The sequence below is a fragment of the Fischerella major NIES-592 genome (assembly GCF_001904645.1).
Lineage (GTDB): Bacteria > Cyanobacteriota > Cyanobacteriia > Cyanobacteriales > Nostocaceae > Fischerella > Fischerella thermalis.
Window position 1 is genome coordinate 141,577 of sequence record NZ_MRCA01000005.1, and the last position, 24,389, is coordinate 165,965.

Annotated in this window: 17 protein-coding genes; 10 read left to right on the forward strand and 7 right to left on the reverse strand. The window is 40.5% G+C overall.

The annotated features are described in order from the left end of the window. Window positions 1-125: 125 nt before the first annotated feature. Window positions 126-2,951: a sensor histidine kinase gene (locus NIES592_RS11460; protein WP_073555791.1), complete on the reverse strand. Its 2,826-nt coding sequence runs from the start codon at window positions 2,949-2,951 to the stop codon at window positions 126-128. Window positions 2,952-3,041: 90 nt separating this feature from the next. Here NIES592_RS11460 and NIES592_RS11465 point away from each other — a divergent pair, with 90 nt between their 5' ends. Further along, window positions 3,042-4,181 carry a quinone-dependent dihydroorotate dehydrogenase gene (locus NIES592_RS11465; protein WP_073555792.1) on the forward strand — a complete coding sequence of 380 codons (1,140 nt, stop codon included), beginning with the start codon at window positions 3,042-3,044 and terminating at the stop codon, window positions 4,179-4,181. Window positions 4,182-4,363: 182 nt separating this feature from the next. Here NIES592_RS11465 and NIES592_RS11470 read toward each other — a convergent pair whose 3' ends face one another. From NIES592_RS11470 to NIES592_RS11480, 3 genes are all read right to left on the reverse strand, one after another. Next, window positions 4,364-5,092, reverse strand: coding sequence for a hypothetical protein (locus NIES592_RS11470; protein ID WP_062246451.1), 729 nt, complete (start codon window positions 5,090-5,092; stop codon window positions 4,364-4,366). A gap of 304 nt (window positions 5,093-5,396) precedes the next feature. Continuing rightward, complete coding sequence (gene cobO, locus NIES592_RS11475) at window positions 5,397-6,074, reverse strand: cob(I)yrinic acid a,c-diamide adenosyltransferase (protein ID WP_073555793.1); 678 nt, start codon at window positions 6,072-6,074, stop codon at window positions 5,397-5,399. A 353-nt stretch (window positions 6,075-6,427) separates the two neighbouring features. Beyond that, entirely contained in the window at window positions 6,428-11,722 is a 5,295-nt protein-coding gene (locus NIES592_RS11480; protein WP_073555794.1) for a translocation/assembly module TamB domain-containing protein, read from the reverse strand. A 385-nt stretch (window positions 11,723-12,107) separates the two neighbouring features. On the opposite strand from NIES592_RS11480, the gene NIES592_RS11485 reads away from it, so the two are divergent. Beyond that, window positions 12,108-12,731, forward strand: coding sequence for a pentapeptide repeat-containing protein (locus NIES592_RS11485; protein ID WP_062246454.1), 624 nt, complete (start codon window positions 12,108-12,110; stop codon window positions 12,729-12,731). 164 nt (window positions 12,732-12,895) lie between these two features. Here the strand turns inward: NIES592_RS11485 and NIES592_RS11490 are convergent, their stop codons facing one another. Beyond that, window positions 12,896-13,360: a TspO/MBR family protein gene (locus NIES592_RS11490; protein WP_073555902.1), complete on the reverse strand. Its 465-nt coding sequence runs from the start codon at window positions 13,358-13,360 to the stop codon at window positions 12,896-12,898. 242 nt (window positions 13,361-13,602) lie between these two features. On the opposite strand from NIES592_RS11490, the gene NIES592_RS11495 reads away from it, so the two are divergent. The 4 genes from NIES592_RS11495 (at window position 13,603) to hisA (ending at window position 16,154) form a co-directional block, all read left to right on the forward strand. Beyond that, a complete protein-coding gene (locus NIES592_RS11495) occupies window positions 13,603-14,250 on the forward strand; it encodes a hypothetical protein (protein ID WP_256678115.1) in 648 nt (215 codons plus the stop codon). Between the two features lie 242 nt (window positions 14,251-14,492). Next, complete coding sequence (locus tag NIES592_RS11500; protein ID WP_062246455.1) at window positions 14,493-14,840, forward strand: DUF2499 domain-containing protein; 348 nt, start codon at window positions 14,493-14,495, stop codon at window positions 14,838-14,840. Further along, the gene (locus NIES592_RS11505; protein WP_009454030.1) at window positions 14,837-15,127 is read left to right on the forward strand and encodes a DUF3593 domain-containing protein; all 291 of its coding nucleotides are present in this window, start codon (window positions 14,837-14,839) and stop codon (window positions 15,125-15,127) included. Before NIES592_RS11500 ends, NIES592_RS11505 begins: the two co-directional genes overlap by 4 nt. Before the next feature lie 253 nt (window positions 15,128-15,380). Further along, complete coding sequence (hisA, locus tag NIES592_RS11510; protein WP_073555795.1) at window positions 15,381-16,154, forward strand: 1-(5-phosphoribosyl)-5-[(5-phosphoribosylamino)methylideneamino]imidazole-4-carboxamide isomerase; 774 nt, start codon at window positions 15,381-15,383, stop codon at window positions 16,152-16,154. An 894-nt stretch (window positions 16,155-17,048) separates the two neighbouring features. Here the strand turns inward: hisA and NIES592_RS11515 are convergent. After that, the gene (locus NIES592_RS11515) at window positions 17,049-18,134 is read right to left on the reverse strand and encodes a hypothetical protein (protein ID WP_073555796.1); all 1,086 of its coding nucleotides are present in this window, start codon (window positions 18,132-18,134) and stop codon (window positions 17,049-17,051) included. 47 nt (window positions 18,135-18,181) lie between these two features. Beyond that, a complete protein-coding gene (locus tag NIES592_RS11520) occupies window positions 18,182-19,162 on the reverse strand; it encodes a hypothetical protein (RefSeq protein WP_073555797.1) in 981 nt (326 codons plus the stop codon). A 491-nt stretch (window positions 19,163-19,653) separates the two neighbouring features. On the opposite strand from NIES592_RS11520, the gene NIES592_RS11525 reads away from it, so the two are divergent. The 4 genes from NIES592_RS11525 (at window position 19,654) to NIES592_RS11540 (ending at window position 24,375) form a co-directional block, all read left to right on the forward strand. Further along, entirely contained in the window at window positions 19,654-21,018 is a 1,365-nt protein-coding gene (locus NIES592_RS11525) for an APC family permease (RefSeq protein ID WP_073555798.1), read from the forward strand. Window positions 21,019-21,165: 147 nt separating this feature from the next. Next, window positions 21,166-21,792: an SAM-dependent methyltransferase gene (locus NIES592_RS11530; protein WP_073555799.1), complete on the forward strand. Its 627-nt coding sequence runs from the start codon at window positions 21,166-21,168 to the stop codon at window positions 21,790-21,792. Between the two features lie 472 nt (window positions 21,793-22,264). Next, window positions 22,265-23,017 carry a response regulator transcription factor gene (locus tag NIES592_RS11535; protein WP_062246465.1) on the forward strand — a complete coding sequence of 251 codons (753 nt, stop codon included), beginning with the start codon at window positions 22,265-22,267 and terminating at the stop codon, window positions 23,015-23,017. Window positions 23,018-23,058: 41 nt separating this feature from the next. Further along, window positions 23,059-24,375 (forward strand): sensor histidine kinase, encoded by a 1,317-nt coding sequence (locus NIES592_RS11540; protein WP_062246467.1) that lies wholly within the window; start codon window positions 23,059-23,061, stop codon window positions 24,373-24,375. Window positions 24,376-24,389 lie beyond the last annotated feature (14 nt).

Below are 24,389 nucleotides of genomic sequence, written 5' to 3' on the forward strand. Positions count from 1 at the left end.
ATTTTGAACAACCAAATATAAGGAATTATTCGGTCTTGTTTCTGTATACAGATATACTGTATAAGAATGGATTGGGGATAGGGAATTGGGAAAAATTCTTCCTTGTCTCCCGTGTCTTCCTTCCACTATGCCCTACTGCGGGCTAGCGGTAACAGTAAGCGACTAACGATGCGACCGTCTGGCAATTGATAGAAATGCAATTCTCCACCAAGTTGGAGCATGAGTTTTTGGCAGATAAATAAATGTAAACCGGGTAATTGCTCAAGCCGGGAGGGAGCAAGTATATCTTTTGGTGTATCTTGATGGAGTTCTGTCAGTAATTGTGATTCAATGTCGCCATTATCTGTAATCGATACTTCTAGGAATTGTTCATCTAAGCGACGACACCAAATGTCTATTCTGCCACCAGTTGTGGAACGCTGACAGGCACAAACTAATAACTCATGCACAATCAATTCTATTTTTACTATGTCACCAGCGATCGCTAACGAAGAGTGAGGCAGAAGCGAATAATTTTTGGCTGATTCTTCACCTTCCTGTTGTCCCAAACCATGTACACCCACCCACAGTCTTTGTTGTTTAAGTAAATGATCAACCCGTTCGAGCAATCGCTTGAGCAAACTAGCGATGGGTAAGGTTTCCCAACTCATCTGCAACTGCCATAGTTCCAGTTTTAATAAGGCTGTCATCGAAGCTGTGGTGTTATCTAATTGCCGTAGCAGCTGCTGGTAGCGCATGTGAGTTAGTTCGTTAGTAGGAATACCCAAATCATCCATTTGCACAAGTAACTGCGTCACGGTTCTTTGGATATCTTCTAAACGGCGATGTTTATACCAATTGAGTTGTCTAAGTTCTTCTGTCCGAGACTCTAACATTTGGGTAATTTGCAGCCATCGTCGTGACCAAGCTAGTTGACAAACTAGAGTTTCTGTGGTAAAAAAACTATCTTCGGACCATCGACGTTGCCAATGATCAGCTATGACCACCACACCTGTAGGTTGATAATCAGCAGTTGTGCGTAATGCCATCACTAAAATTTGACCAACGCCAGCACCAGTCAACCATTTTTTAGTTGCCGGAGGTAAGTCATTAGCTGTTATGGGTAATAATTCATCAGTGAGCAACGCCCATTGAATTAAAGCTTCAGTTTGAAGTGGGATGAGCGTATCAGTGACAATCTCAAATTCAGAATTGGCAATAATTCCAGGTATGATTTTTGCCACATTTTCTCCCGGTTGCCAAGATAACAATATCGTCAGTGAACAATTGAGAATAGCAGCGATTTGTTCTAAGGCGGTGCGTTCTAGGTGTTGGATGGGTTGTGTTGGAGAATCTTGGGATTGCTCTAGAATACGAAGACATTGCTGAAAACTTTGCAAAATTTTCTGCTGTTGCTGAGTTTGGCGATGCAATTGCCATTGGCGGATAGTGATACCAATTTGTTGAGCCACAACCTGGACTAATTCTTTTTCTACTGATGTCCAACTACGATGGGTTTCTGTGGCTAAAGCTAACAGTACTTTCGGTTCTTGACCAAAAGCACAGTTACAAACTATAAGCGATCGCACGCCATTTTCTAATAAATGAGGATGCCAATTAAAAAATCGTAAATCTGTCTCCAAATTCTCAATTGCTACTGCTTCTGTAGAACGTAATAAAAGCTGCCAATCTACATCTTTGAGAGCTTCTAAAGAATACATCAAAGGACGAAGATGATGTAGTTGATTTTGATAAAAAATTTGATAATTATTTTGTTCAGGATCATAATGCAGTAACAAAAACCGAGTTGCTAGCAAGCGCTGTAAAACTTTTGTGGCACAGAGTTCTAAAATTTTTTGAATGTCATACTCACTGTAAATACCTCGAGCAATTTGACTAGTTAAGTAGGCATCATTTTGGATTTCTTTGATAGTGCTTTCCGTATCTTCTAGAGGTGCAACAAGAGAAATTAAACTAGCAGCAGTTTTAGTGAAGTTTTTTTCTGCCTCTGTCCAGATACGTGCTTCAGTGCTTTCTACTGTCAAAAAACCCAGTAAGTCCTTTTGCCAGATAATTGGAGCGGCTAACAAACTGCGTACTCCAAAACGTTGCAGCAACTTCACTGTGAAATTACTTTTTAAAGAACTGCGTCCTTCGCCAATCCAGACAATTTCATTGACTGACAAAGCAATATAAAAATCACTCAGTTCGTGTACGGTAATTTTTGCTGTTGTTTCCTGATGGTTTTTTTTGTTACTTAATCGTCGCCAAAAGTAATAGCCTTCCCTGTCAAACCAGTAAATATTTGTACGGGTAGGTAGAATAAATTCTTGGGTTGTTTCTAGGACTGCTTCTAATCTTTGTTCTAGATGATTGAGAGTTTGTAAATTATTTAGTAACCGTAGTAATGGCTCGTCGAGGCGCTTAGTTTGCTTGTGCTGCAAATCCATTTCTCTTTCATAAAGCGCAGCCCCTAATTCACCTACAACCATCATTAACCTGGCTCTGGCTTCTCCACCCAATAAGTAACCCCAGCGTTCAGAACCGAGTAAAACTAAACCCAAACAGCGGTTTTTATAACAAATAGGAACAACTATTGTTCCCTGGATGTTGAATTGTTGTGCTAACTGTTGCCATGCCTCAATCCGAATTTCTGCTCGTAAATCAGCTACACCCAAGGGGCGCTGTTCAATTACTACTTGCTCTAACAAATCTCCAGGATTAAGAACTACTCTTTGTTGTAAATAACTGGTGTTACCGCTAGGGATAACGCCACCTTGCCCAAACAACATATGATTGAGACGATCATAAAGAGCAATCCAAATCAGGCTGTATTCAAACTGCTCTTGCAGATAAGAAATTGTGGTTGCAATCAGAGCATCAACATGATCTTCTTCCCTGAGACTTTGCAGAACTCGTCCCAAGGAGATGATTTGTTGTTCGGCGGCTGTAAGTTTTTGTTGCTGCCTCATCTGATTACCGTTAAACGTTGCTTGCTAATATATAAGATGCCCAGATCCAACTTCCAAACAACAAACAACCATAGTTAAAATCAAGTAAATTTGGATATTTATCAAGCTTTAATTCGTCCGTTTTTCTTTGATCTGCTCGATGCAGATCCAGAGTGGTTGCACTATTCAACTATTCGTAGTCTCAGTTGGCTAGCAAACAATAACCATCGCCCTCCTGCTAGCTGGATTGCCAAACGGTTACAAAATTCTTTGTCTGTTACGGATAAACGTTTAGAACAAACGCTGTTTGGCCTACACTTCCCCAACCCCGTAGGCTTGGCAGCTGGATTTGATAAAGATGGGGTTGCTACTAGTATTTGGTCAAGTTTCGGTTTTGGTTTTGCAGAAGTAGGAACTGTAACTTTTGTTGCCCAACCTGGTAATCCCCGTCCCCGCTTATTTCGCTTGCCTTTAGACAAAGCTGCTCTCAATCGTATGGGCTTTAATAATAGTGGTGCTGCTGCAATGGCGGTGCGGTTGGCAGCATGTAAACAAAAGTTTCCTCCTGCCATACCTATTGGTATAAATTTAGGCAAATCTAAGGTAACACCATTAGAAGCTGCTGCTGAAGATTATCTTAATAGTTTTCGCTTACTTAAAGAATTGGGAGATTACTTTGTAGTAAATGTTTCCTCTCCCAATACACCTGGTTTGCGATCGCTCCAAGATGCAACCATGCTGAGTTCGATCTTGGCAGCATTACAAACAGAGAATAAAGCACAGAAACCTATTTTTGTCAAGATAGCGCCGGATTTAGAATGGGAAGCGATCGCTGACATTATTTCCCTGGCTCAAACCTATCAATTGGCGGGAATTATTGCCACCAATACCACCATTGGTCGTAATGGATTAAAAACACAGGTGATTGCCAAAACAGGCAAATCACCACAAGAAGAAGCTGGTGGAATTAGTGGTATGCCAGTGCGCGATCGCGCTACAGAGATAATTCGGTTTATTTGGCAGCAAACCCAAGGGAAAATACCAATAATAGGCGTTGGTGGTATTTTTACCCCGGAAGACGCCTGGGAGAAAATTACTGCTGGTGCTTGTCTTGTCCAAGTCTATACAGGCTGGATTTATTGTGGCCCATTGATGATACGCAGTATTCTCGAAGGGCTGCTTGCTAAATTAGAACAAACAGGATTAAATTCCATCTCCCAAGCAGTGGGTTTGGAAGTCATTCGATTTTAGATTTTAGATTTTGGATTTTGGATTTTGGATTGACTCCACAAATTTTTCTGGGGGCTTGTACCATCAAAGAAGTATTGGTAAAAAGTACAAAGTGGGTCAATTATGTTATCAGTGGTAGTTGTTAACTGATTTCTTCCTTCATCCTACCCTGGGGGAAGCTGATCAAAGGGCGTCTACATCCTTCAACTCTTTTCTTCTTCTATAGGAAAAAATTCCTTAGTTTTTGGTGAGTATCTCCAGGCTATGCCATCTGGATCTTTGCTACGACTCCACTCAGGAAATTCTGGATCGTCTCTTCTTTTGTATACAGTACTAGAATACACATTGAGACGTTTCGCTAGTTCTGACTGAATTAGTGAACCAAAAACTAGTTGTTGTTCTAGCGGCTTTTTGACTTCTTCCTGATGGGTATGTGACAGAGTTTCCGTTTTTGGTTCTTCTTGCTGTACTTGAGTTGGTGGCGCCAGTAAATTTTCCATCATTTTGTTAGATCTTTGATGAGGAAGTTCTTTCACTGGTTCGCTACTATCAAAAATACTGCCGAGAGTACTGGCAGTGATAAAGTAATACACCTTACCACCGTTTTCTGAGTTAACAATACTGCCGGCAAATTCTGCTAATTTTCCATCCAGGTAGCGTTTTGCCGCTTCTCCAGAAAAATTCCCCTTAATTGCCAAATCCATTGGCGTAATTTTGCCCTGATTTTCCCGAATCAACTGGTTGAACAGTGGGTTAACTTGCAAACACCATCTTTGCCATTGATAGCGCTGCCAAATATTGAAAGCCAAACCTACGAAAATTAACGCCAACCAAAGTCGCCAGGTTGCGACTAAGAAAATAATTAAAAACGATATCGGCAAAAGCAGAACTAAGTATCCTCTGCCATAGTCTTCTATTTTGTTTTCACTCATGCCCATTTTTGCCAAATGACTATTAGAGAAATAATATTATCTTGGCAAAAATCTGGACAAAAATTTGTAGTTTTTGTATTTTTGCCAAAAATTTTCCTGGCAAAACCGAATTTTCCACGAGGGAGGTCGGGAGATGGGGAGGTGTGAGGGGTATGAGGAGTGTTTAGACGCCCTCCGGGCGTCTTCAAGGTAGAGTACCCAGAGGGCTTCCCGTAAGGGTGGAGTGTGAGGAGAATAAATAGTAACAAATGACCACTAACTACTAACTACTAACTACTAACCACTAACCATTGACAATTGACAATTAAAATTCAATTCCCGGTTGAGCTTTTACACCTTGGTCACGGAAAGGATGTTTCACCAATGTCATTTCTGTGACTAAATCAGCACGTTCAATCAAGGCTGGAGGTGCGCCTCTACCCGTGAGAATCACGTGATTATCAGCTGGTTTTTGATCCAACCCCAGCAAAATTTCTTCTACACGCAAATATCCGAGCTTAATGGCAATATTTATTTCATCTAATAACACTAGCTTAAAGTCTGGGTTGCGGATGTATTCCAATCCTTTTTGCCAAGCGGCTTGTGCTTTTTCCAGATCGCGATCGCGATCTTGGGTTTCCCAGGTAAAGCCTTCGCCCATAGCGTGAAATTCTAACTGATCTGCCCAAAGACTGAAAACTTTTTTTTCTGAAGGTTCCCAAGCACCTTTGATAAATTGGACGATCGCCACTTTATACCCATGACCGAGCGATCGTAATATCATTCCTAAAGCCGCAGTCGTTTTTCCTTTGCCATTGCCAGTATGAACTATGATTAATCCTTTTTCAGGTATTGCTTGCGCTATGCGTTGATCTTGTACTTGCTTGCGTCGCCGCATTTTTTGGCGATATTGTTCATCTGTCAGGGTTGAAGATGACGCTTCCTCCATTAAGCGATTGGCTTGTGTGTCTGGGTTAAAGTCAGCAGATTTGTCAGTATTCATCTATGATTTTTTTAGAAGTAATACATAGGTTAATGTTAAGTTCTGATGTAGATTAAGGTTTTGATTTATCTGTGTTCATCTGTGTTCATCTGTGTTCATCTGTGTTCGATATTCATTGATTTTTTTGTGGTTGCAAGTTATCTGCTGAGTCCGATATTTTTTGGGAAGGCGAACACCGATACACACGGATGATTTATCTGTGTGCATCTGTGTTCATCTGTGTTCGTTATTCATCGATTTTGGTTGTGGTTGCAAGTTATCTCGATAGTCCAATTTTTTTGGGAAGGCGAACACCGATGAACACCGATAAACACCGATGGTTATTGAGTGGTGTTGTTTGAGTTCTCAATGAGCTAGAATCTTGTTTCGTACTGAATTTCTGCTCGACTTTCATCAGTTAAATTAGTAGAACCTCTGATGACTAGTTGATCACTGAGTTCATAAAGCAAGTTGTAACGAAAAGATTCATTGCCATAAAAAACCCGTGATACTGAAAAAGAAATATCGTTAGAAATACCAATTGCTGCTTCTGCTGCTAAACTCAGTACTGAACTTTCCCCCTTACCTGTAGGTTCAATAGTCGGAAAGATGTGAAATTCTTTTAAACCAATTGCTTCAGCCAGTTGACTAATTCTGCCTTGAAAGTCAGAAAATATCTGAGAGTTAGTGAGAGTAGCAATGCCAATGCTGGTTGCATCAGGCTGACCAAAGACGTTGATAAAAGAACCTCCTAATAATGCCACAATTTCTGCTTCTGTGCGACTAGGTTCACTAGTTAATTGCAAATTCTCAGATAATCTACTGGCAGGACCTTGTACACTAGCTTGAATCCGAATAGTTCTGAAAGTACCTAAGGCGTTGGCAGAAGAATCATTAATCTCGGTGGATGTAGGTGTGGTCGGTAAACGACTCCTGTTAAATTGTGGAACCAATGTGACTAGTCGCACATCTAAAATCGGGTCTAATCCTAGCCTGGGAGTAAATGTGGCGGTTTGTTCGTACCCACGTGCTAGGGTAAATCGAGTCACAAATAAATTGACTTGACCTTGTTTCAGATTTATCACTCCTTGCGGACGAGGATTTGCTAAAGTACCGTTGAGGGTAATGTCTCCCTCTGTGACAAAGCTGAACAATGGTTCTTGGGTGACGCGCACATCATCATCTAAAATCACCCGGAAATCTGCCAATTCTATAGGTAGATTAATAGACGATGGGCTGGGAGAATGTGAAGAATTGGCTGTGCTTTGTGTCTGCTTCGGAGGAGTGTTTCTAATCGTAGTTGCAGGTGTTTGTAGAAGTATCTGGCTATTTGTTACAGAATTATTTGCAGGTGTTGCGCCTGTATTTGGAGAAGCTTCACCATTTTGGTTTAAAGATATCTCACCGTCTTGGAGTTGTACATTCCCACCCAGTTGAGGAGATTGAACTGTGCCTCTAATTACTAAGTTCCCACTAATTCCTCCTGCATACAATTGTGGTAGATTCACTACCAGATTGTTTAACACGACGGTGAAAGGATCTGTCGCTGCTTGCTGTAGGGCGTTCTGAGTGGCAAAAATTGGTAAGATACCCGATGCTATTAATTGTCCCTGACTATATCTTCCTTGTAGACCTTCTACGTTGAAGCGATCGCCTGCAAAGCGAATTGTTCCTGTGACATCTGTCAGTGGTTGGGAGAGGTTGGGAGATTTCAATGTGGCGTTTCTAACTGTGGCAATACCAGTAGTATTGGGCTGGCTGAATGTACCATCAATTTGCAGATTGACGTTTCCCTCACCTCCAACCCAACTGATTTGATTAGTCAATGCGTTTAATACCGCCAAGCCTTCATTTTCTACGTAGGCATTGAGGCTAATTTGGTTGCTGTCTGGTTTGACTGTAGCAAAAGGTAACTCAAATGGAATGTTACCTGTAATTTCTACTGGTTCTGTACCTGTTCCCGTTACTGAAATGGTGCTACCAAAATTCAAGCGAGCATTGTTATAGTTCAAACTTACTTCTGCTGTTTGAATCGATTGGTTATTAATACTGCCATCTACCAGCGCAATTTCCCCAATGGCAGTCGGATTATTTAAACTACCCGCCAGAGTCACAAGAGCATTTAAATTACCCGTAACTTCTACAGGTAGGTTTGGTAGAAAAGCCTCGACCAGTTCCACAGGTAATGCTTGGACTCGCGCCTGTCCAGATAGTTGTTCCTGACTCAACTGTCCATTAAAAGCTAGGAGTGATCCATCTAAATTCACCCGTAGGGGTACTAACCTCACAACACCATCTGCAAAACTTCCATTGGCAACAACTTCGTTAATTTTGTAATCACCCCACACCCAGTTAGCACCTGTGAGGTTAAAGCTGGTATTCAACCCTGTTTGTAAAGTGCCTGTAACTTCAATTTGTCCGCTAATTGACCCACTTAATTCTGCGAGGGTTGGTACTCGTGCTTGTTGCTGTTGCTGCTGTTGCGTTACCAAGTTTGAAATTTCATTAAACAACTGCAATTGGGTTGCCAAAGATGCATTGGGTTGACCGACAGGTACGGTCGCAAGTGCTTCTGCACCAGCGAAGTCTGGAGGTTCAAAGCCAGTGGTAATGTCTGAAAAGTTATAGATATTGAGGGCGGATAATATGTTTTCTACTCTGGCTTGGTCGAAGCTAAGTTGAAAATTTAAGGGTTGATTACCTATTATCGGGAATTTACCACTGAGTTGATAACGACCTTGACCTTGTCGCAATTCGCCTTGTGAGAGACTGGCGATACCATCAGCAAAACCAATTCGTCCCCGAAATTCATCGCCGATAAATCTGCCAATCTGGGGTTGTGTAATAGCCACATCACCGACAACAGACGAATCGGTTAAATTAACGACAAAGTTTCCAGATAAATCTCCCGCAATTGGGTCGATATTTCTTGCACCACCAGGAATTAAACTTTGGGCTACAGATAAGGGAAAGTTTCGTAGGTTGACTAGGAGATTGTCTCCTTGAGTTCTACCAGTGGCGACAGTGTTATCACGTCTAATTAAAAATGATATCGGGCGATTGTCGGGGGCAAGGTTCAAGGCTATTTGCTCTTGTTGACCGCGCAGTTGCAGTTGGCTTCCTTGTTCTGGTTGATAACTGACCTGACCAGTTAACACAGGATCAAATGCTAAATCATTAACCTTAAAGTTTTCTAATTGGATGTTACCAGAGGCGATGGGGGTGCTGGGAGTGCCTGTGACTGTGCCATTGAAATCAAGTGTACCTGCGATCGCTAAATTACCAGGCAACTCGAAGGGCAGGTTTTGCAAGTTGTAATTCTGTGCCAATACATCTAAATTGAAGTTTTGCACTTGTGGCGTGGTTGTGTCTGCGAAGGAAATCGCCACCGTACCCGCAGCCCTTAAACCTGGTGTAGTTGCCTGTACAATTCGTAACTTCTCACCGTTCCATTGAAATTGTGCTGTTAATGGTTGTTGCAGTTGGGCTAAACCTTGAGAAAGGCGTACTTGTCCAGCTGCTTGAATGCCGGATGGTTGAAACGATGCTACAGTTCCCGTTAGGTCAACGCGGCCATTGAGTTGACCACGTAAATTTTCGGAGAAAGTATTAAGTTGAATTTGAGAAGCATTAGCAAATGCTTGCCAGCGACCGTTATTGAGGCGAATATTATTCAGGTTTAATGTGCCTGATGCTACATTAACACTCGCCTGGCCTGCGGCCTGAATATCTGCAAGTTGGAAGGAATCGGTCGTTCCTGATAGGCGTAAGTTAGCATTAGTGACTTGTCCTTGTATATTTTCGGCGATACGACTCAGTGGAATTCGGGAAGCATTCGCTACTGCCTGCCAACGACCGTTATTCAGCTGAATATCCCTGAGGTTTACGGTACTTTCTGCTAGATTGAGCCTCGCCTGACCAGTTGCTTGAATATTTGGAAGTTGGAAGGAATCAGTAGTGCCAGCTAAATTAAATTCACCGTTGACAGTTCCTTGTTGATACTGTGGTGGCACTTGAGGAAAACTACTTAATTCAATTCCATTTACATTAACCACGCCTTGCCAGCGATTATCTACGAGTTTTCCTGTTGCTGTAATTGTACCCCCCGCGACTTTGGCAGCAGCATCCTGTAATCGCACAGCTCCAGAGTTATCAATAGCTACTTCCAGTCGTGCAGGGTAGGTAGCAGCAGGTGCTTCCGCTTTTACTACTGTTTGCAAGTTATCAAAAGTACCTGAAACTTGCGTGTTTGCCACTATATTGCCAATTTGAATTTGCGGTGATGCTTCGTAGGCCTTGGCGATCGCATCTCCTGGTAAATTCTGCCCCTGCAAGTTAAAAGCGACTCGGTTTTGAGTACCTAAAGCGACTCGACCACTACCAGTAATTTTGCCGCCGACGTTAGGAGTAGCTTGGATGTTAGCAAAAACTAGTTCATTGGGAGTCAGCCGCAAACTACTGCTAATTTGATTAAAAATGAGGCGATCGATTTGAGCAGCTTGGACAGTACTAACAGTTCCTGTAGCGATGGGTTTTTGTAGCGCCCCCTGTACTTTAATATTGGCTTGCACTGTTCCGGCTACAGGTACAGGCGACTTCACATTCAAAGAGTTTAAAACATTCTGGAGTTGAACTGGCTTTACCTGTGCTGTGAGATTATAACCAGTTTGGGTATTGATCGTTCCTTGGGCTTGCACTGGGACGCTACCGTAGAGCGTAGTCACATTTTCCAGGGCAATTTGTTGATTTTGGAAGTTGAGTTGACCTGTGGTGTTAGAAAGTTTTGTGGGAATGTTAGCAACTTGTACAGTAATTTGATTTAATCCCACGCTTCCAAAAATAGCAACTTCTGGCTGATTCGGTTGTAATTGAACTGTTAAGTCACCACCCACACGACCAGCGAGTATGTCTATTGGCGTTTCCACTAACCGAGAAAGATCAGATGCTAACAATTGGGAGGCATTGATCTTGAGATTAGTTTGTCCGATGCTGGGGCGTGTATTGCCAACAATTTGTAAATCACCACCGTTAGCAGGTTGACTATTGAATTTAAAGGTAATCAGTTGATTTCGTTCTAGAAAACGAGCCGAACCGTTGACCTGATTAAATCCCACAGCAGCTGTGGTTTTTTTTGCTTGGGAAGTTGGTTGTAGAGTTAAATCTCCACTTTTAACCTCAATCCCCTCCAATTCAGTTTGAATAAAACCCGTCTGTTCTTCTGCACTAGGCTTAATTGCTGTTGTTACCCAGCGACCTTGTTGATCCTGTTCTATATAAATATCAGGCTGGACTAAGGTTACATTAAGCTTTAAAGTCCGGTTTGTAATTAGTTGCCAAGGATCAAATTGTACTTGGACAGCTTTAGTCTTAAGATTATCTGGATCTGTGGGAGTTGCAGGCACGGATGATGGACCAAATCGCAAGCTATTCCAAGAGAAATCCTCAACTTTGCCTACTTGCACAGGTCGTCCGAGTAATTGCTGAAGATTTGTTTGTACTAATGGTGCTAACTTATTGTTGATAAAAGTCCAAGCCCACCACGCACCTCCTGCAATTCCAACTAGCAAAATCACACATATAGTCATACCAGTACGACTTAACAGCAGGAACCAGAAGCGTCTATTGTCATGAGACTGAGGTTGGTTATCTGGGTTAGGAGAGCCTGTCATTTTGGTTTAAAAAATACTGCTGGAGATGACGCTAATAAAACATAGCTAGTACAAAAAGGCAGAAAGCACAAGGAACAAAGGGCAAATGTATATATGTAGATTCTCAACTCCCTTTTTTATGGGTTTTGATTTGCTAGTTATGTTTGCTTTTTTGCAATAGGGATAGCTTTTTATCGTTATATAAAACATCTACCAAAAGCAAGGGAAGTCAAAAATAGGGTCAGGGAAAACCAGTACATGAAGGAGATACCCTCAGTTTCCGTGAGTGAATATCCTTTCACCTTCACCCTTTTCGCAGTTTAGTATTGATTATTTTTTAATTTTTGTTATATTTATTTACATAAATTTACAAAATAAAATGCAATTATGCATAAATATTGGAATCATGGATGCTGATGACATTCTCAAACGCTATGCTGCGGGCAACAGACATTTTTTGCAGATGAGCTTGCAACGGATTAACTTGAATGATACCTGTTTAGTTGGAATTAACTTTGGTCAGAGTAATCTGAGTGGGGCTAATCTCTCAGGAGCTTGTTTGCGCAGAGGGAATTTCAATGAAGCAAAATTTGTAGAATCAACCCTATGGAGGACTGATTTAAGGGAAGGCTTATTAATTTGGGCTGATTTGAGCAAAGCCTGTCTCATTCGAGCAATGCTCACAAAAGCCGATTTGCACAACGCTATGTTAACTAGAGCAGACCTACGGCTAGCTGATTTACGCTATGCTGACTTGGGTAATGCCAATCTAGAGGGTGCGGATCTACGCTATGCTGACCTTACTGGTGCTAATTTGGCAGGTGCAAATCTGAGCAAGACAAATCTAACTGGTGCAAATTTGAGTAAAGTCGACTTGTATAACGCGAATATGTCTAAAGCTGTTTTATCAAGAACAGACTTGCGTTATGCGGATCTAAGTTGCACCAACATAGATGATATTGATCTGTATGATGTGAATTTGAGCGGTGCTTGTTTGCCTGAATCATTATTTTCCTATACTTTGAATTAAGGACTTAAAAATAGGAAAATTTCAAACTTTGGATTGAAGCAATGCTGGTCACAAGCTGATGCTTGTGTAAAAGAGTGAGGATTTGCAACGCCAAAGGACACAGAGTTTTGCTGTCAACTTTGCGGGTGGGAACTTATACAACTTTTGATTCAGTCTTGTGAGTATTACTGAAAATTAAGTTGAATCAAAACCCAGGTTAAGTAAGTGCCTATGGGACCCCAAATGGCATAAGGTAAAAAGAGCCAGGAAGCAGTCTGGGAAATTGGCTTGACTAAAAAAGCCAGAATATAAACAAGAACTGTTGCTAAGCCGCCTACAATCATTCCACCAATCAAGCTACGAAATTCTACGACAACGGGACTGTAAGCTGAAGTTAAAATGGCGATCGCTGCATATATCCCCATCAAGAGCCAAGGACGAAACCTTTTTGAGCTTTTGTCCCATACCAAAATTGCAGAGATTGTGGTGCAAATCCAAATAAATATCCAAATAAACGGAATTAAAAACTCAAAAGTCAACCAATCAGGACGGCGCAAGCCCTGAAACCAGGGATCGCGCAAAGATGTAAACAAGCTACCGCCAAAAAATAATGCTGCTGAGACCGCAGTAATAATCCATCTTGCTTTCATAATATCAGCATCCATAGAAAATACGATTTTACTTGCAGTGTAGATTTTTGAAGAAAATTATTGCACCTACCTTTGGGTAAACAATTTGTAACTCTTTTACTCGCTACACTCGATTAGATATCACCTGAGTTGGTGAACCAATTGCATGAGGTTACTTGCTTCTATCTTTTCTTAGGATCAGGCTATAGAACTATATTGTCAGTTTTAGTGCTGCTCCTACGCAAATAAAAGCAAGATTAAAGATGATGAACCGAATTTTATATTCATTAGCGATCGCACTTATTTGTGGTACATCCATTGCTTGTACAGAACAAGTATCTAGTAATCAATTCAATAACAACCAACCCACTACTGCTGTTACTTCCCAATCTAGACCGAGTACCATCACAGACACTATCAGCGTGGAAGGTGAAAAACAGAAAATCACGCTCAATCTCTACAACAAACCAGGTTTAAATTTTACAACCTATGTCCCAGCTAATCGTTTTGTTGACCAAACAGTCAGTTCTGGAGAAGGAACAACAGTATGGTTTTATACTCTGCAACCTAATGGAAAAATCAACAAAAATGTCTATGTTCAGTTTTTCTTTCCTGGTGAACAGCTGACATTGAAACAGGTAAAACAAAGACTACTCGCACCCAAAGGCTTATTTGCTATTAACAAGTGGCAAGTAGTTAATAGTTCTCAAGCCAAAGAAGATTTATATCCTTGGGCAAAAGAAAAAATTGTCTTTCGGCAACAAGGAAACAGTAATATTGTAGGTGTTTTATTTATTGCGGAATATAACGGTCAAGCTTTTTGGGCTGTACAACACTATCCAGCGGAATTTGGTGATGGTTTCGAGCCTTTAGCAAGCAAAATATTTAAATATTTACAATTGAGAAGATAAATTTTCAGTGTATTTCGACACTAGTTTTTGATCATATCAAGACTAGTCCACAATTAAACTGCGCCCTAATAGCTCAAGTCTAAAATCAGTGAACAGTAATCAATAACTGATAACTGATAACTGATAACTGTTAAAAAAGGCGATATTGGGGCAAAACTAAGTGCTTTGTCGAACTATAATTTATGAGTTTGATGATTAACTATCAAATGCTTCATTTCACTGAATATTGACTATTGACTAACATGCACGTTCTTTCAATTCCCACCTGGATCATTCACGTTTCTAGCGTTATCGAGTGGATTGCTGCCATTTGGCTAATTTGGCAATATGGTGAAGTGACTGGTAACCGTGCTTGGTGGACATTATCTTTGGCTATGTTACCAGCTTTAGTGAGTGCAATGTGTGCCTGCACCTGGCACTATTTTGAGAATGCAGAATCACTAGAATGGTTGGTCACACTACAAGCTACTATGACTTTAGTTGGTAATATTACGCTTTGGGCTGCTGCGGTGTGGATTTGGCGCAATGCTAAATCTACAGGTATAGCCACTCAAGTAACTTCTACAGAAGGTATTAAATCGAAGCAATGATTTCAAAAGAAACCCTATTTATCCTGTCACTGTTTCCCTACTTGGGTTTCTTGTGGTTTATTAGCAGAGTCAAGCAAATGCCACGGTTGGCATTATACGGATTTTACTGTACCCTGGTGTTTGTCGGTGTTACTATCCCAGCTGGGATTTATGCTCAACTGCACTACAACCAATCTTTGGCAAATGTTGATTGGTTGCATGGAAGTGCAGAATTTTTTTTGACGCTTGCTAATATCTTGATTGTGCTAGGTTTTCGGCAAGCAGTGATCAAAGAGACTAGGGAGTAGGAGGTGGGGAACTCACCGGTCCCCTCTGGGGATTAGGGGCAGTGGGGAGGTGGAGAACTCACCGGTCCCCTCTGGGGATTAGGGGCGATGGGGAGATGGGGGAGTGTGAGGAGTGTGTAGACGCGTAGCGGCTTCCCGTAAGGGTGGAGTGTGNAGGAGTAAACAACTAACCACTAACCACTAACAACCACTAACTACTAACCATTAACTACTAACAACCAACAACCAACCACTAACCACTTTCAGGATAATTATGGAAGTTATTCCAGCGATAGATTTACTAGAAGGTCGTTGTGTGCGACTTTATCAGGGAGACTACGATCGCTCACAAGTTTTCAGCGAAAATCCGGTGGATGTTGCCAAACAATGGGTAGAGGAGGGTGCAACTAGACTTCATTTGGTTGATTTGGATGGGGCAAAAGCAGGTAAATTAGTAAACTTAAAGGCAATAGAAGCGATCGCTCAAGCAGTGTCCGTACCGATTGAAGTAGGTGGAGGTTTACGGACACGAAACAGTGTAAAACAGTTATTTAATTTAGGCGTACAATGGGCTATCTTGGGAACTGTAGCTGTAGAACAACCACAGCTAGTACAACAACTGTGTCAAGAATTTCCTCAACAAATTATTATCGGCATAGATGCTCGTAATGGCAAAGTAGCGACTCGTGGTTGGTTGGAAACATCAGAAGTACTTGCAACACAACTTGCTGTACAAATGCAAGAATTAGGAGCAGCAGCAGTAATTTACACAGATATCCACCGTGACGGTACTCTTGCAGGACCAAACTTAGATGCTTTACGCGAATTAGCTGCTGCAATGAATATTCCTGTAATTGCTTCTGGTGGAGTTAGTTCGCTCACGGATCTTCTTAGTCTGCTAGCATTAGAACCTCAAGGCGTCACAGGTGTTATTATTGGGCGTGCCTTGTACACTGGTGATATCTCTGTCTCAGAAGCAGTTCGGGCTGTTGGTTCGGGGCGTATTCAAGATATACCCCCGGATTTAGGTTTTTCAGCTTTTGCGTAGGATATTATGTCGCAGAAATAGTAAATACTTTTCTTGAGCTTAATATTTTTTAACTGACTTGATAGTCAGTTATTTTTTTATTTTCCGGATTCCGAATTTACTACGGTGTAGTTCAATCTGTACAGAGTTAAAAATTACTTAGTTACTATGTCTCGCCCAAAACCTCCGGTCACAAATAAACCTAAAACTGAATCTGGTAGCAATAAGCTTCAAGCCCAAAACGACAATTCCAAACCAAAGACAGCTTGAGTATATGTAATACATTAAATGCTCAAGTAAGTAAACTTAATGACTGATAGCTAGTTAGCTTTTTCATAACCAACTTTAATTTTTAATTTTGAGTTTTTAAATTTTCATAATGGGTTTCCTCTCTTTTAGAGGCGCTTTTTCTGCGTCTCTATTTTCTTATTGAGAGAACTTGGTAATAATAAATTATTAAATTTGGATTTTATTTTAAATATTTCTGGAAGTGATAACAACTGTTGTGTAATTAGTATAAGAATCAAATTCAAGGTTAAAAATCATGTCTCGTAAGAAACCAAATCCACCTCAACCACCAGTTAAGGATAGACCCCTGAGAAGAGAGCGTGGTTTAACTCCTAAAACTAATAATAACAACAAATAGAGAAAAGAATGAAAGACCATTTATCAAGTAAATATTTACTTGGTAGGGCAAGTTATAGCGAAGCGCAACGCACCATTCATCACGGTGCGTTATACTATTTTACGCTAATCACGATATATTTAAATCCTGTAGAGACGTGCCATGGCACGTCTGGTACAACACAAATATGTTTAAGTTTTACAGGGAATTAGTATTACGGTAAAAATGTTTATGCTTACTATCTTTATTTAACTAGTGCCGTAACAAACCCTACTAACTAACTCCCAAAACTATTTATTCTTCACTTGGCTTTTAGCTTGTTCTAAAGCTATTTCTTTGATTGCTTGATAGGAATTTATATTTGCAGATCCTTCAATAGCTTTTACTGCCAAATCTTGAACTTGTTTCAAGGCAGATTCTAGTTGTTTAGAGAGATTTTGAATACGTGTTTCTTGATTATTAATAGTCTGTTCTAAAGATTGCAACCTTTGCTCATAAAAACGCTTTTGCCCTTCCACTTCTTTAGCAAATAAATCTGCTTTGACTTTAGCTTGGTAATGAGCGATACCTCTACCTTCTTCTATTGCTTTTTTGATTGCTGCTTCTTTTTCTTTAGGGAAAGCTTCGACTTTAGCTTTATACTCTTCAAATTGTTTTTCTTTTTCTGCGATCGCTTTCTCTCTTTCTGACCATTGTTTTTCTATTTCTTGGCGAAATTCTTCTAATTCTTTATATAAAGTTTTTTGCTGTTGCTCGTATTCATCCATCTCTAGTTTACGTTGTAGTTCTAGATTATATTTATATTCTTCTGCATCTCTTTGTCGAGTTTTCTTGAGGTTTTCATCCCGCTCTTTAATTGATATTTTGTAGTCTTCTTTTTCTTTTTCCCAAGCTTGTCTTAGTTCTTGATGTCCTTGCATTAAAGTTTCCGAACGCTGGCTGAATTCTTCTTGGTAAGCTTTAGCATTTTCTTCATAAGTTTGAATGAGATTATCTAGGATATCTTCAGAAATTTCTAAATTATGTAGTTCTTTTAATTGCTGCACTTCATTTTCAACTAATTGTCTAATTTCTGCTAATTTGGATGCTTGCGTTGTGAGTTGTTCTGACAATTCATTCGCAGCACTACCAAAGCCTAGCTGAATTTTCGCGAGACTTTCAATAGTAAAGTTCATTTTTTGTTGAATAGTTACTGCTTGATTCATCATTGCTTTATTTTCTATAGTTGAGTTTATCTGATTTTTTTGTACAGAATCACGTTCTTTTGCTAATTGTTCTAGTTGAGATTTTAGAGCTGCTTTCTCTTTAAAAATTTCATTATAAGCTTCCAATATCTCTGACTTAGTATTTCTTTCATTAGGTTTTTTGCTTGGCATAATAAACCTCGGTTTTTGTTGTTTTCAAGTTGATTTTGACTGTGAAACTATTTATCAGAATTACTAAAAGCTCTCAAAGCTAAATCTTGAGCTTGTTTTAATGTGGTCTGAAGTTGAGATGATATTCCTTCTATTTGTTCAATTTGTTTCTGAATAATTTCTTCTAATGATTGAATTTTGAGTTCATAGCTTTGTTTAGTGGCTTCCCATTCTTTTTCAAATAAATCTGCTTCAACTTTTGCTTTTTGACTAGTTTCTTTGATAGCTTCTTCTCTAGCTTTTTTCACTGCTTCTTCCAGTTCGACAGGAAATGCTGCTATTTTTTGTTGGTATTCTGTGAATAATGATTGATTTGCAGAAAGTATTTTTTCTCTTTCTGACCAATTTTTTTCTTTTTCTTGATTACTTTCTTCTATTTGTCTTTCTTGTTGACGCTTTTTCGCCTGGAAAGCATCTGTGTCTATTTTTTTCTTATTTTCTAATTTATATTGATATTCCTCTGCTTCTAAAGCTCTTTGTTTTGCTAATAATTCATTGAAGGCTTTGACTGATTCTGCATGTGTTTCCTGCTCTCGCTGCCAATCTTTTCGTGTTTTTTCTATTTCTTTTTCTAGGGTGTCTCGCTGACTATTTGTATCTTGTTCTAGAGTTTTCAGCTTTTCTTGATGTTCTTGAGTGAGTATGTCTAATGTATCTGCTACCACTCTAATTTGCTGAAGTTCTTTTAAGTTTTGAGTTTCAATTTCGATAGCGCGGTTTAGTTCATCTAACTTAGAATTTTCTTTGGCTAATTTGTCAGAAAGTGTAGTGACTATACCACCAAATTCTAATTGCAAGTCTGCTAAACCTTTGATAATACTATCAACTGTGTATGTCGAAGCTACTTCTAAAATTTGTTTATTTTTTGCCTTTTCTGCTTCTTCCTGTTTGGTAGCTATTTTTGATTCTAGCTTTTTCTTATCTGCCAAAATTTGCTGAAATGCTTGTAATAGTTGTTGTTTACTATCCTTAGCAGCAACTATGCTCATACTTAAACTCCAGTTAATGTGCATTATTTTTTGGTAGCAAGCAAGACTGCGGCTAACCCTGTACTGTGTTGAGGGTAGCCTTGAAAACAGTATTTTCAGATCTGTGGAAATACTGAAATGAAAATGACTTTGTTGTTGAGGTTGCTATTCCTAACGTTGACTGACTTCTAGTCAAAGACTGAAGTTAAAGAACGCAGGTTGGATTTTGTTTTAGTACTTATGTACTAAGTATATTCAAGCTCATCTGTTGTTGTCAAGGGAGAAGCGCGCCACTACTGCATTGATTTATACGTATGCACCGACTTATTAATTTCCCGCTGTCATTTTTAAGTCACATTTATTTTTAACCCTAGAGATAGGGAAATTTAGTCACTACTCCCTCTTACCATAAGGTTCACCACATTAACTATCACAAACTGGGGTGAGGTTAGAGGGTAAGCAGAAAAAGTTCTGATGCTCACCCTTTTACCTTTTCCCTTTCTCTATCAAATATGAAAAGTGAAAATTATGCCTTATCAAAGCAGACAGGAACAAATGAAGTTGCAGCACCTAAGCCCTCATTGGCATTTGGCGATGCTGTAGCCTTAATAGTCGGTATTGTAATCGGAGCGGGCATTTTTGAAAGCCCCGCTTTAGTTGCGGCTAATGCAGGTAGTAATGTTGCTGTACTGCTGTTGTGGTTAACAGGAGGTGCGGTATCTTTCATTGGGGCTTTATGTTACGCCGAGTTAGCAACGACTTATCCCCATGTGGGGGGTAATTACCACTATCTCAAGCGCGCCTTTGGGCAGAAAGTCGCCTTTTTATTTGCCTGGGCGCGGATGATAGTCATTCAGACAGGTTCAATTGCTTTGTTGGCATTTGTTTTTGGTGATTATATCTCCCAAATTTTGCCACTTGGAGCCTTTTCCTCTGCGCTTTATGCAGCAATTGCGATCGCTGTATTAACAGCATTAAACATTTTCGGTTTGCAGCAGGGTAAATGGACACAGAATTTACTGACGATAGCAAAAGTCCTTGGCTTGCTACTAGTGGTAATTATTGGACTTTCCTTTGCAACTCCCTCTAACCCCTCTACTCCTCCTACTACCCCTACTTCTGAAGGCACCTGGGGATTAGCAATGGTATTTGTCTTACTATCCTATGGTGGATGGAACGAGGCAGCCTATATCTCAGCAGAAATCAAAAATAGACAGCGAAATATAGCCCGTTCTTTACTTTGGAGTATTAGCATTATCACCAGCATTTACCTGTTGATCAATCTAGCTTATTTGCGGGGATTGGGATTGGTGGAAATGGCGCAGTCGCAAGCAGTCGCAGCTGCTTTGATGCGTCAGGCTTTAGGTGAAGTGGGAGCATTCTTTATCAGTCTGCTGGTTGCAGTTTCTGCTTTAGGGGCAATCAACGCCACTATTTTAACAGGGGCACGTACCAACTACGCCTTAGCACAGGACTTTTCACTGTTTCGATTTATGGGAAATTGGCAGTATCAAAAAAGTACTCCCGGTATGGCTTTTCTGTTGCAGGGAGCGATTTCCCTGGCTTTGGTGGGGCTAGGCAGTATCACCCGTAACGGTTTTGAAACAATGGTAGACTACACAGCCCCTGTATTTTGGTTTTTCTTCCTACTTTCTGGCATATCACTGTTTATATTGCGAATGCAGGAACCCCATATTAGTCGCCCGTTTCAAGTGCCACTTTATCCTTGGTTGCCTTTGCTATTTTGTCTTGTCTGTGGCTATTTACTCTACTCCAGTTTGGCTTATACGGGAGTGGGGGCAATAGTTGGTGTGGTAGCCGTTATTTGTGCAATCCCGTTGCTGTACTGGGATCGGTACCTGTTGAGGAATAAGTGAAGGAGGTAGGGAGTGTAGTTCAGTTGTCAGTTATCAGTTATCAAATTCTATTACTCACTCCGCTTAGTACTGTTAACTGTTCACTGATTCCTAACCACTAACTACTAACAATCAACAACCAACTCTATCAGTCAAAGGAGAAAAATCATGCAATTACGACGAATGCTAATTTTACTTGTGGCTGGAATTAGTGCTGCGAGTTTGAGTGTGGTTGGATGTACGAATCAGCAGGGTAATGTGCAAGCAGATGCACAAACACCAGCTATAACAACTCAGTTCCAAGAAACTCCAAAACCTGATGTGCCTTATGTACCGACTTCACAAGAAGTTGTAAATGCCATGTTGCAACTGGCACAAGTCAGTAAAAATGATGTGGTTTACGATCTTGGTAGTGGTGACGGACGTATTCCCATCACCGCAGTCCAAAAATATGGTGTTCGTCGTGCCGTAGGTGTAGAAATCAATCCCGAACTTGTACAGGAAAGCAAAGCTAATGCTCAAAAAGCAGGAGTAAGCGATCGCGTTACATTCCAACAACAAGATCTATTTCAAACCCAGTTTGATGATGCAACGGTAGTAACACTATACTTGCTGCCTGATGTCAATTTGAGACTCCGACCCAAACTTTTACAAGAACTCAAACCAGGCACTCGTATTGTTTCCCATGCCTTTGATATGGGTGAGTGGAAACCACAGAAGACGGTGCAGGTACAAGGCTCTACTCTTTATCTCTGGGTTGTTCCTGAGCAGGTTCCTAATAATTTGCTTCAATAAAAATAGGGAACTGGAATCCGGGAAAAAGCAAGAGGTATTTTCATGCTTTTGGAATTTTACCTTACATGGCTGATTTGATATTTTCCCAAAATCTAAAATCCAAAATCGGATGACTGTATGATGCCCCTCCCCAACTAGAAGTTGGGGAGGTGTTTAATGCTGAGATTGAAGATATGAGATGAAAAAAAAGGAATCGCAAATTCCATGAATTAAAGCCGAAATTTCCAAAAATCAGCAATTATTCGGAATATTTCGTTTAGGTCTTTCTACAAGAAAATTACTATCAACCATTAATTACCAGCAATCTTCTATGAAATTATCCTATATTTTTGTTGCTTAGATGGTTTATAATAAATGGCATATTGTCATATTAATTACCAAAAATCATTGTTTTATGTCAAACAAGCGTAAAAGTGCGGTTGTCTGATAAATATCATAGATACAGCATAATTACAGAGTTGCGTGAGCATCAATGCATACTAGTGAATCAACTAAGTATTCTCCAACGACAGACATCGGTCAAAGAAGTCGTATTTTAGTTGTCGAAGATGAAGAACTCATCCGAGAAATGATTGTTCTGGCTTTGGAGGAGGAGGGTTATGGAGTGGTAACAGCGGCAGATGGACGCTCAGCCGTAGAACAGTTAAAAAGTTTTGACGCCAACTTAGGGGAACCTACTTTTGATTTAGTCATCCTAGATTTGATGCTACCTCACATTAATGGTTTAGATGTCTGCCGCTTAATGCGCTATCAAGGCAACCCAGTACCTATTCTCATGCTCAGTGCCAAAGGTAGTGAAACTGATCGTGTTTTAGGTTTAGAAGTGGGAGCTGATGACTATTTAACCAAACCTTTTAGTATGAGGGAATTAGTAGCCCGGTGTCGTGCTTTGCTGCGTCGCCAGCGCTTGAGCAGTTTACCACAACTACCAGCACTACAGTATAAAGAAATCACCTTATATCCACAAGAGTGTCGCGTCCTAGTTCGTGGTCAAGAGGTGAGTCTCTCACCAAAGGAATTCCGTTTGTTAGAACTGTTTATGAGTTACGCCCGCAGGGTATGGTCACGAGAACAGTTACTAGATCAAGTTTGGGGACCAGATTTTGTCGGAGACAGTAAAACAGTTGATGTTCACATCCGTTGGTTACGGGAAAAACTAGAGCAAGATCCTAGCCGTCCTGAATATATTGTGACTGTACGCGGTTTTGGTTATAGATTTGGCTAAGTTGTTAGTATGATCTGTGCGAAAGCAACTAACAACTTGTGATGTTAGTATTTAGTTTTCTTTTTGGTTTGACAATCGGCTTAGGGGTTTGGATTTGCCAAATGGTGCAACTGCGCCGCCTGATCGGAAAAATACCGCCCTCATTAAAATCACAACCTAGTGATATTGCACTACCGCTGATTCCACGCTTGCGGCACGAAATTGCTGAGTTGAAACAGCAGCAGTTATACTTGCAAGAAATTATTAATAATTATCAAGTACTGTTAGAGTCGGCGCCAGTAGGATACTTGCAGGTAGATGAAGAAAATCAGATGCTGTGGTGTAATCAGCAGGCGCGAGAGATCTTGTATGTGCAAAGATGGCAACCAGGACAAATACGGTTGTTATTAGAATTAGTGCGCTCTTATGAACTAGACCAGTTGATTGAACAAACTCGCGATCGCCAGCAATCTCAAATCAAAGAATGGGTATTTCACCCCTCTTGTGAAAATGCAGCTGCAATGTTAGAACAGAAACCTGTGGTATTGCGAGCTACTAGCTTGCCTTTATCCCAGGGAAAAGTTGGCGTATTCTTGGAAAATCGCCAAATACTGCTAGAAATTAACCAAGCACGTGACCGCGCTTTCTCCGACCTAGCCCACGAACTAAGAACGCCATTAACCTCTATTCGGTTGGTAGTAGAAACTTTGCAAGACCGCATTGAAGCACCTTTAGATCGCTGGGTTGATCGCCTCATGCAGGAAGTTGACCGACTGATTTCTTTGGTGCAAAGCTGGCTAGAACTCACCCAACTGGAAACCGATCCCACCCTCAAACTCAACCGCCAATCTACAGAAGTGCGATCGCTAATTAGCAAAGTCTGGGAAAGTCTTGAACCCCTAGCAGCACGCTATCAAGTCCAGCTGATCTATAAAGGACCAGAAAATATATTGATTAATGCAGATGCTTCGCGTCTTTACCAAGTTTTCCTGAATTTGTTGGACAATAGTATCAAGTACAGCCCTTTTGGCGGTACTATTACTGTTGAAACAAAAATCTTAAATGTAGAAAATAATAGTAGTGCTAAACCAACTACATCAGCCAATCTTGAAGTGAATATTGTTGACTCTGGAGTGGGTTTTACCGAGGCAGATCTACCCCATGTTTTTGAACGATTTTATCGGGGAGATCAAGCACGCGCTCGTGACAAAACAGTAGAAACCTGTTCTACAACAACATTAGTCGGTAGTGGTTTAGGTTTGGCGATCGTCCGTCAAATAATTCTGGCTCATAACGGTTCCATCAAAGCCATGAATCACCCCGTCACAGGTGGAGCATGGATACAGTTTGTATTACCCGAGGTCATGGCAAATTCTTAAAGCCAAGACTATAT

What these genes read in the sequence shown, in the direction of transcription:
- NIES592_RS11460 (WP_073555791.1), bottom strand. Translation starts at nt 2,951, where the DNA reads ATGAGGCAGCAACAAAAACTTACAGCCGCCGAACAACAAATCATCTCC.
- NIES592_RS11470 (WP_062246451.1), bottom strand. Translation starts at nt 5,092, where the DNA reads ATGAGTGAAAACAAAATAGAAGACTATGGCAGAGGATACTTAGTTCTG.
- cobO (WP_073555793.1), bottom strand. Translation starts at nt 6,074, where the DNA reads ATGAATACTGACAAATCTGCTGACTTTAACCCAGACACACAAGCCAAT.
- NIES592_RS11480 (WP_073555794.1), bottom strand. Translation starts at nt 11,722, where the DNA reads ATGACAGGCTCTCCTAACCCAGATAACCAACCTCAGTCTCATGACAAT.
- NIES592_RS11485 (WP_062246454.1), top strand. Translation starts at nt 12,108, where the DNA reads ATGGATGCTGATGACATTCTCAAACGCTATGCTGCGGGCAACAGACAT.
- NIES592_RS11490 (WP_073555902.1), bottom strand. Translation starts at nt 13,360, where the DNA reads ATGAAAGCAAGATGGATTATTACTGCGGTCTCAGCAGCATTATTTTTT.
- NIES592_RS11495 (WP_256678115.1), top strand. Translation starts at nt 13,603, where the DNA reads ATGATGAACCGAATTTTATATTCATTAGCGATCGCACTTATTTGTGGT.
- NIES592_RS11500 (WP_062246455.1), top strand. Translation starts at nt 14,493, where the DNA reads ATGCACGTTCTTTCAATTCCCACCTGGATCATTCACGTTTCTAGCGTT.
- NIES592_RS11505 (WP_009454030.1), top strand. Translation starts at nt 14,837, where the DNA reads ATGATTTCAAAAGAAACCCTATTTATCCTGTCACTGTTTCCCTACTTG.
- hisA (WP_073555795.1), top strand. Translation starts at nt 15,381, where the DNA reads ATGGAAGTTATTCCAGCGATAGATTTACTAGAAGGTCGTTGTGTGCGA.
- NIES592_RS11515 (WP_073555796.1), bottom strand. Translation starts at nt 18,134, where the DNA reads ATGCCAAGCAAAAAACCTAATGAAAGAAATACTAAGTCAGAGATATTG.
- NIES592_RS11520 (WP_073555797.1), bottom strand. Translation starts at nt 19,162, where the DNA reads ATGAGCATAGTTGCTGCTAAGGATAGTAAACAACAACTATTACAAGCA.
- NIES592_RS11525 (WP_073555798.1), top strand. Translation starts at nt 19,654, where the DNA reads ATGAAAAGTGAAAATTATGCCTTATCAAAGCAGACAGGAACAAATGAA.
- NIES592_RS11530 (WP_073555799.1), top strand. Translation starts at nt 21,166, where the DNA reads ATGCAATTACGACGAATGCTAATTTTACTTGTGGCTGGAATTAGTGCT.
- NIES592_RS11535 (WP_062246465.1), top strand. Translation starts at nt 22,265, where the DNA reads ATGCATACTAGTGAATCAACTAAGTATTCTCCAACGACAGACATCGGT.
- NIES592_RS11540 (WP_062246467.1), top strand. Translation starts at nt 23,059, where the DNA reads ATGTTAGTATTTAGTTTTCTTTTTGGTTTGACAATCGGCTTAGGGGTT.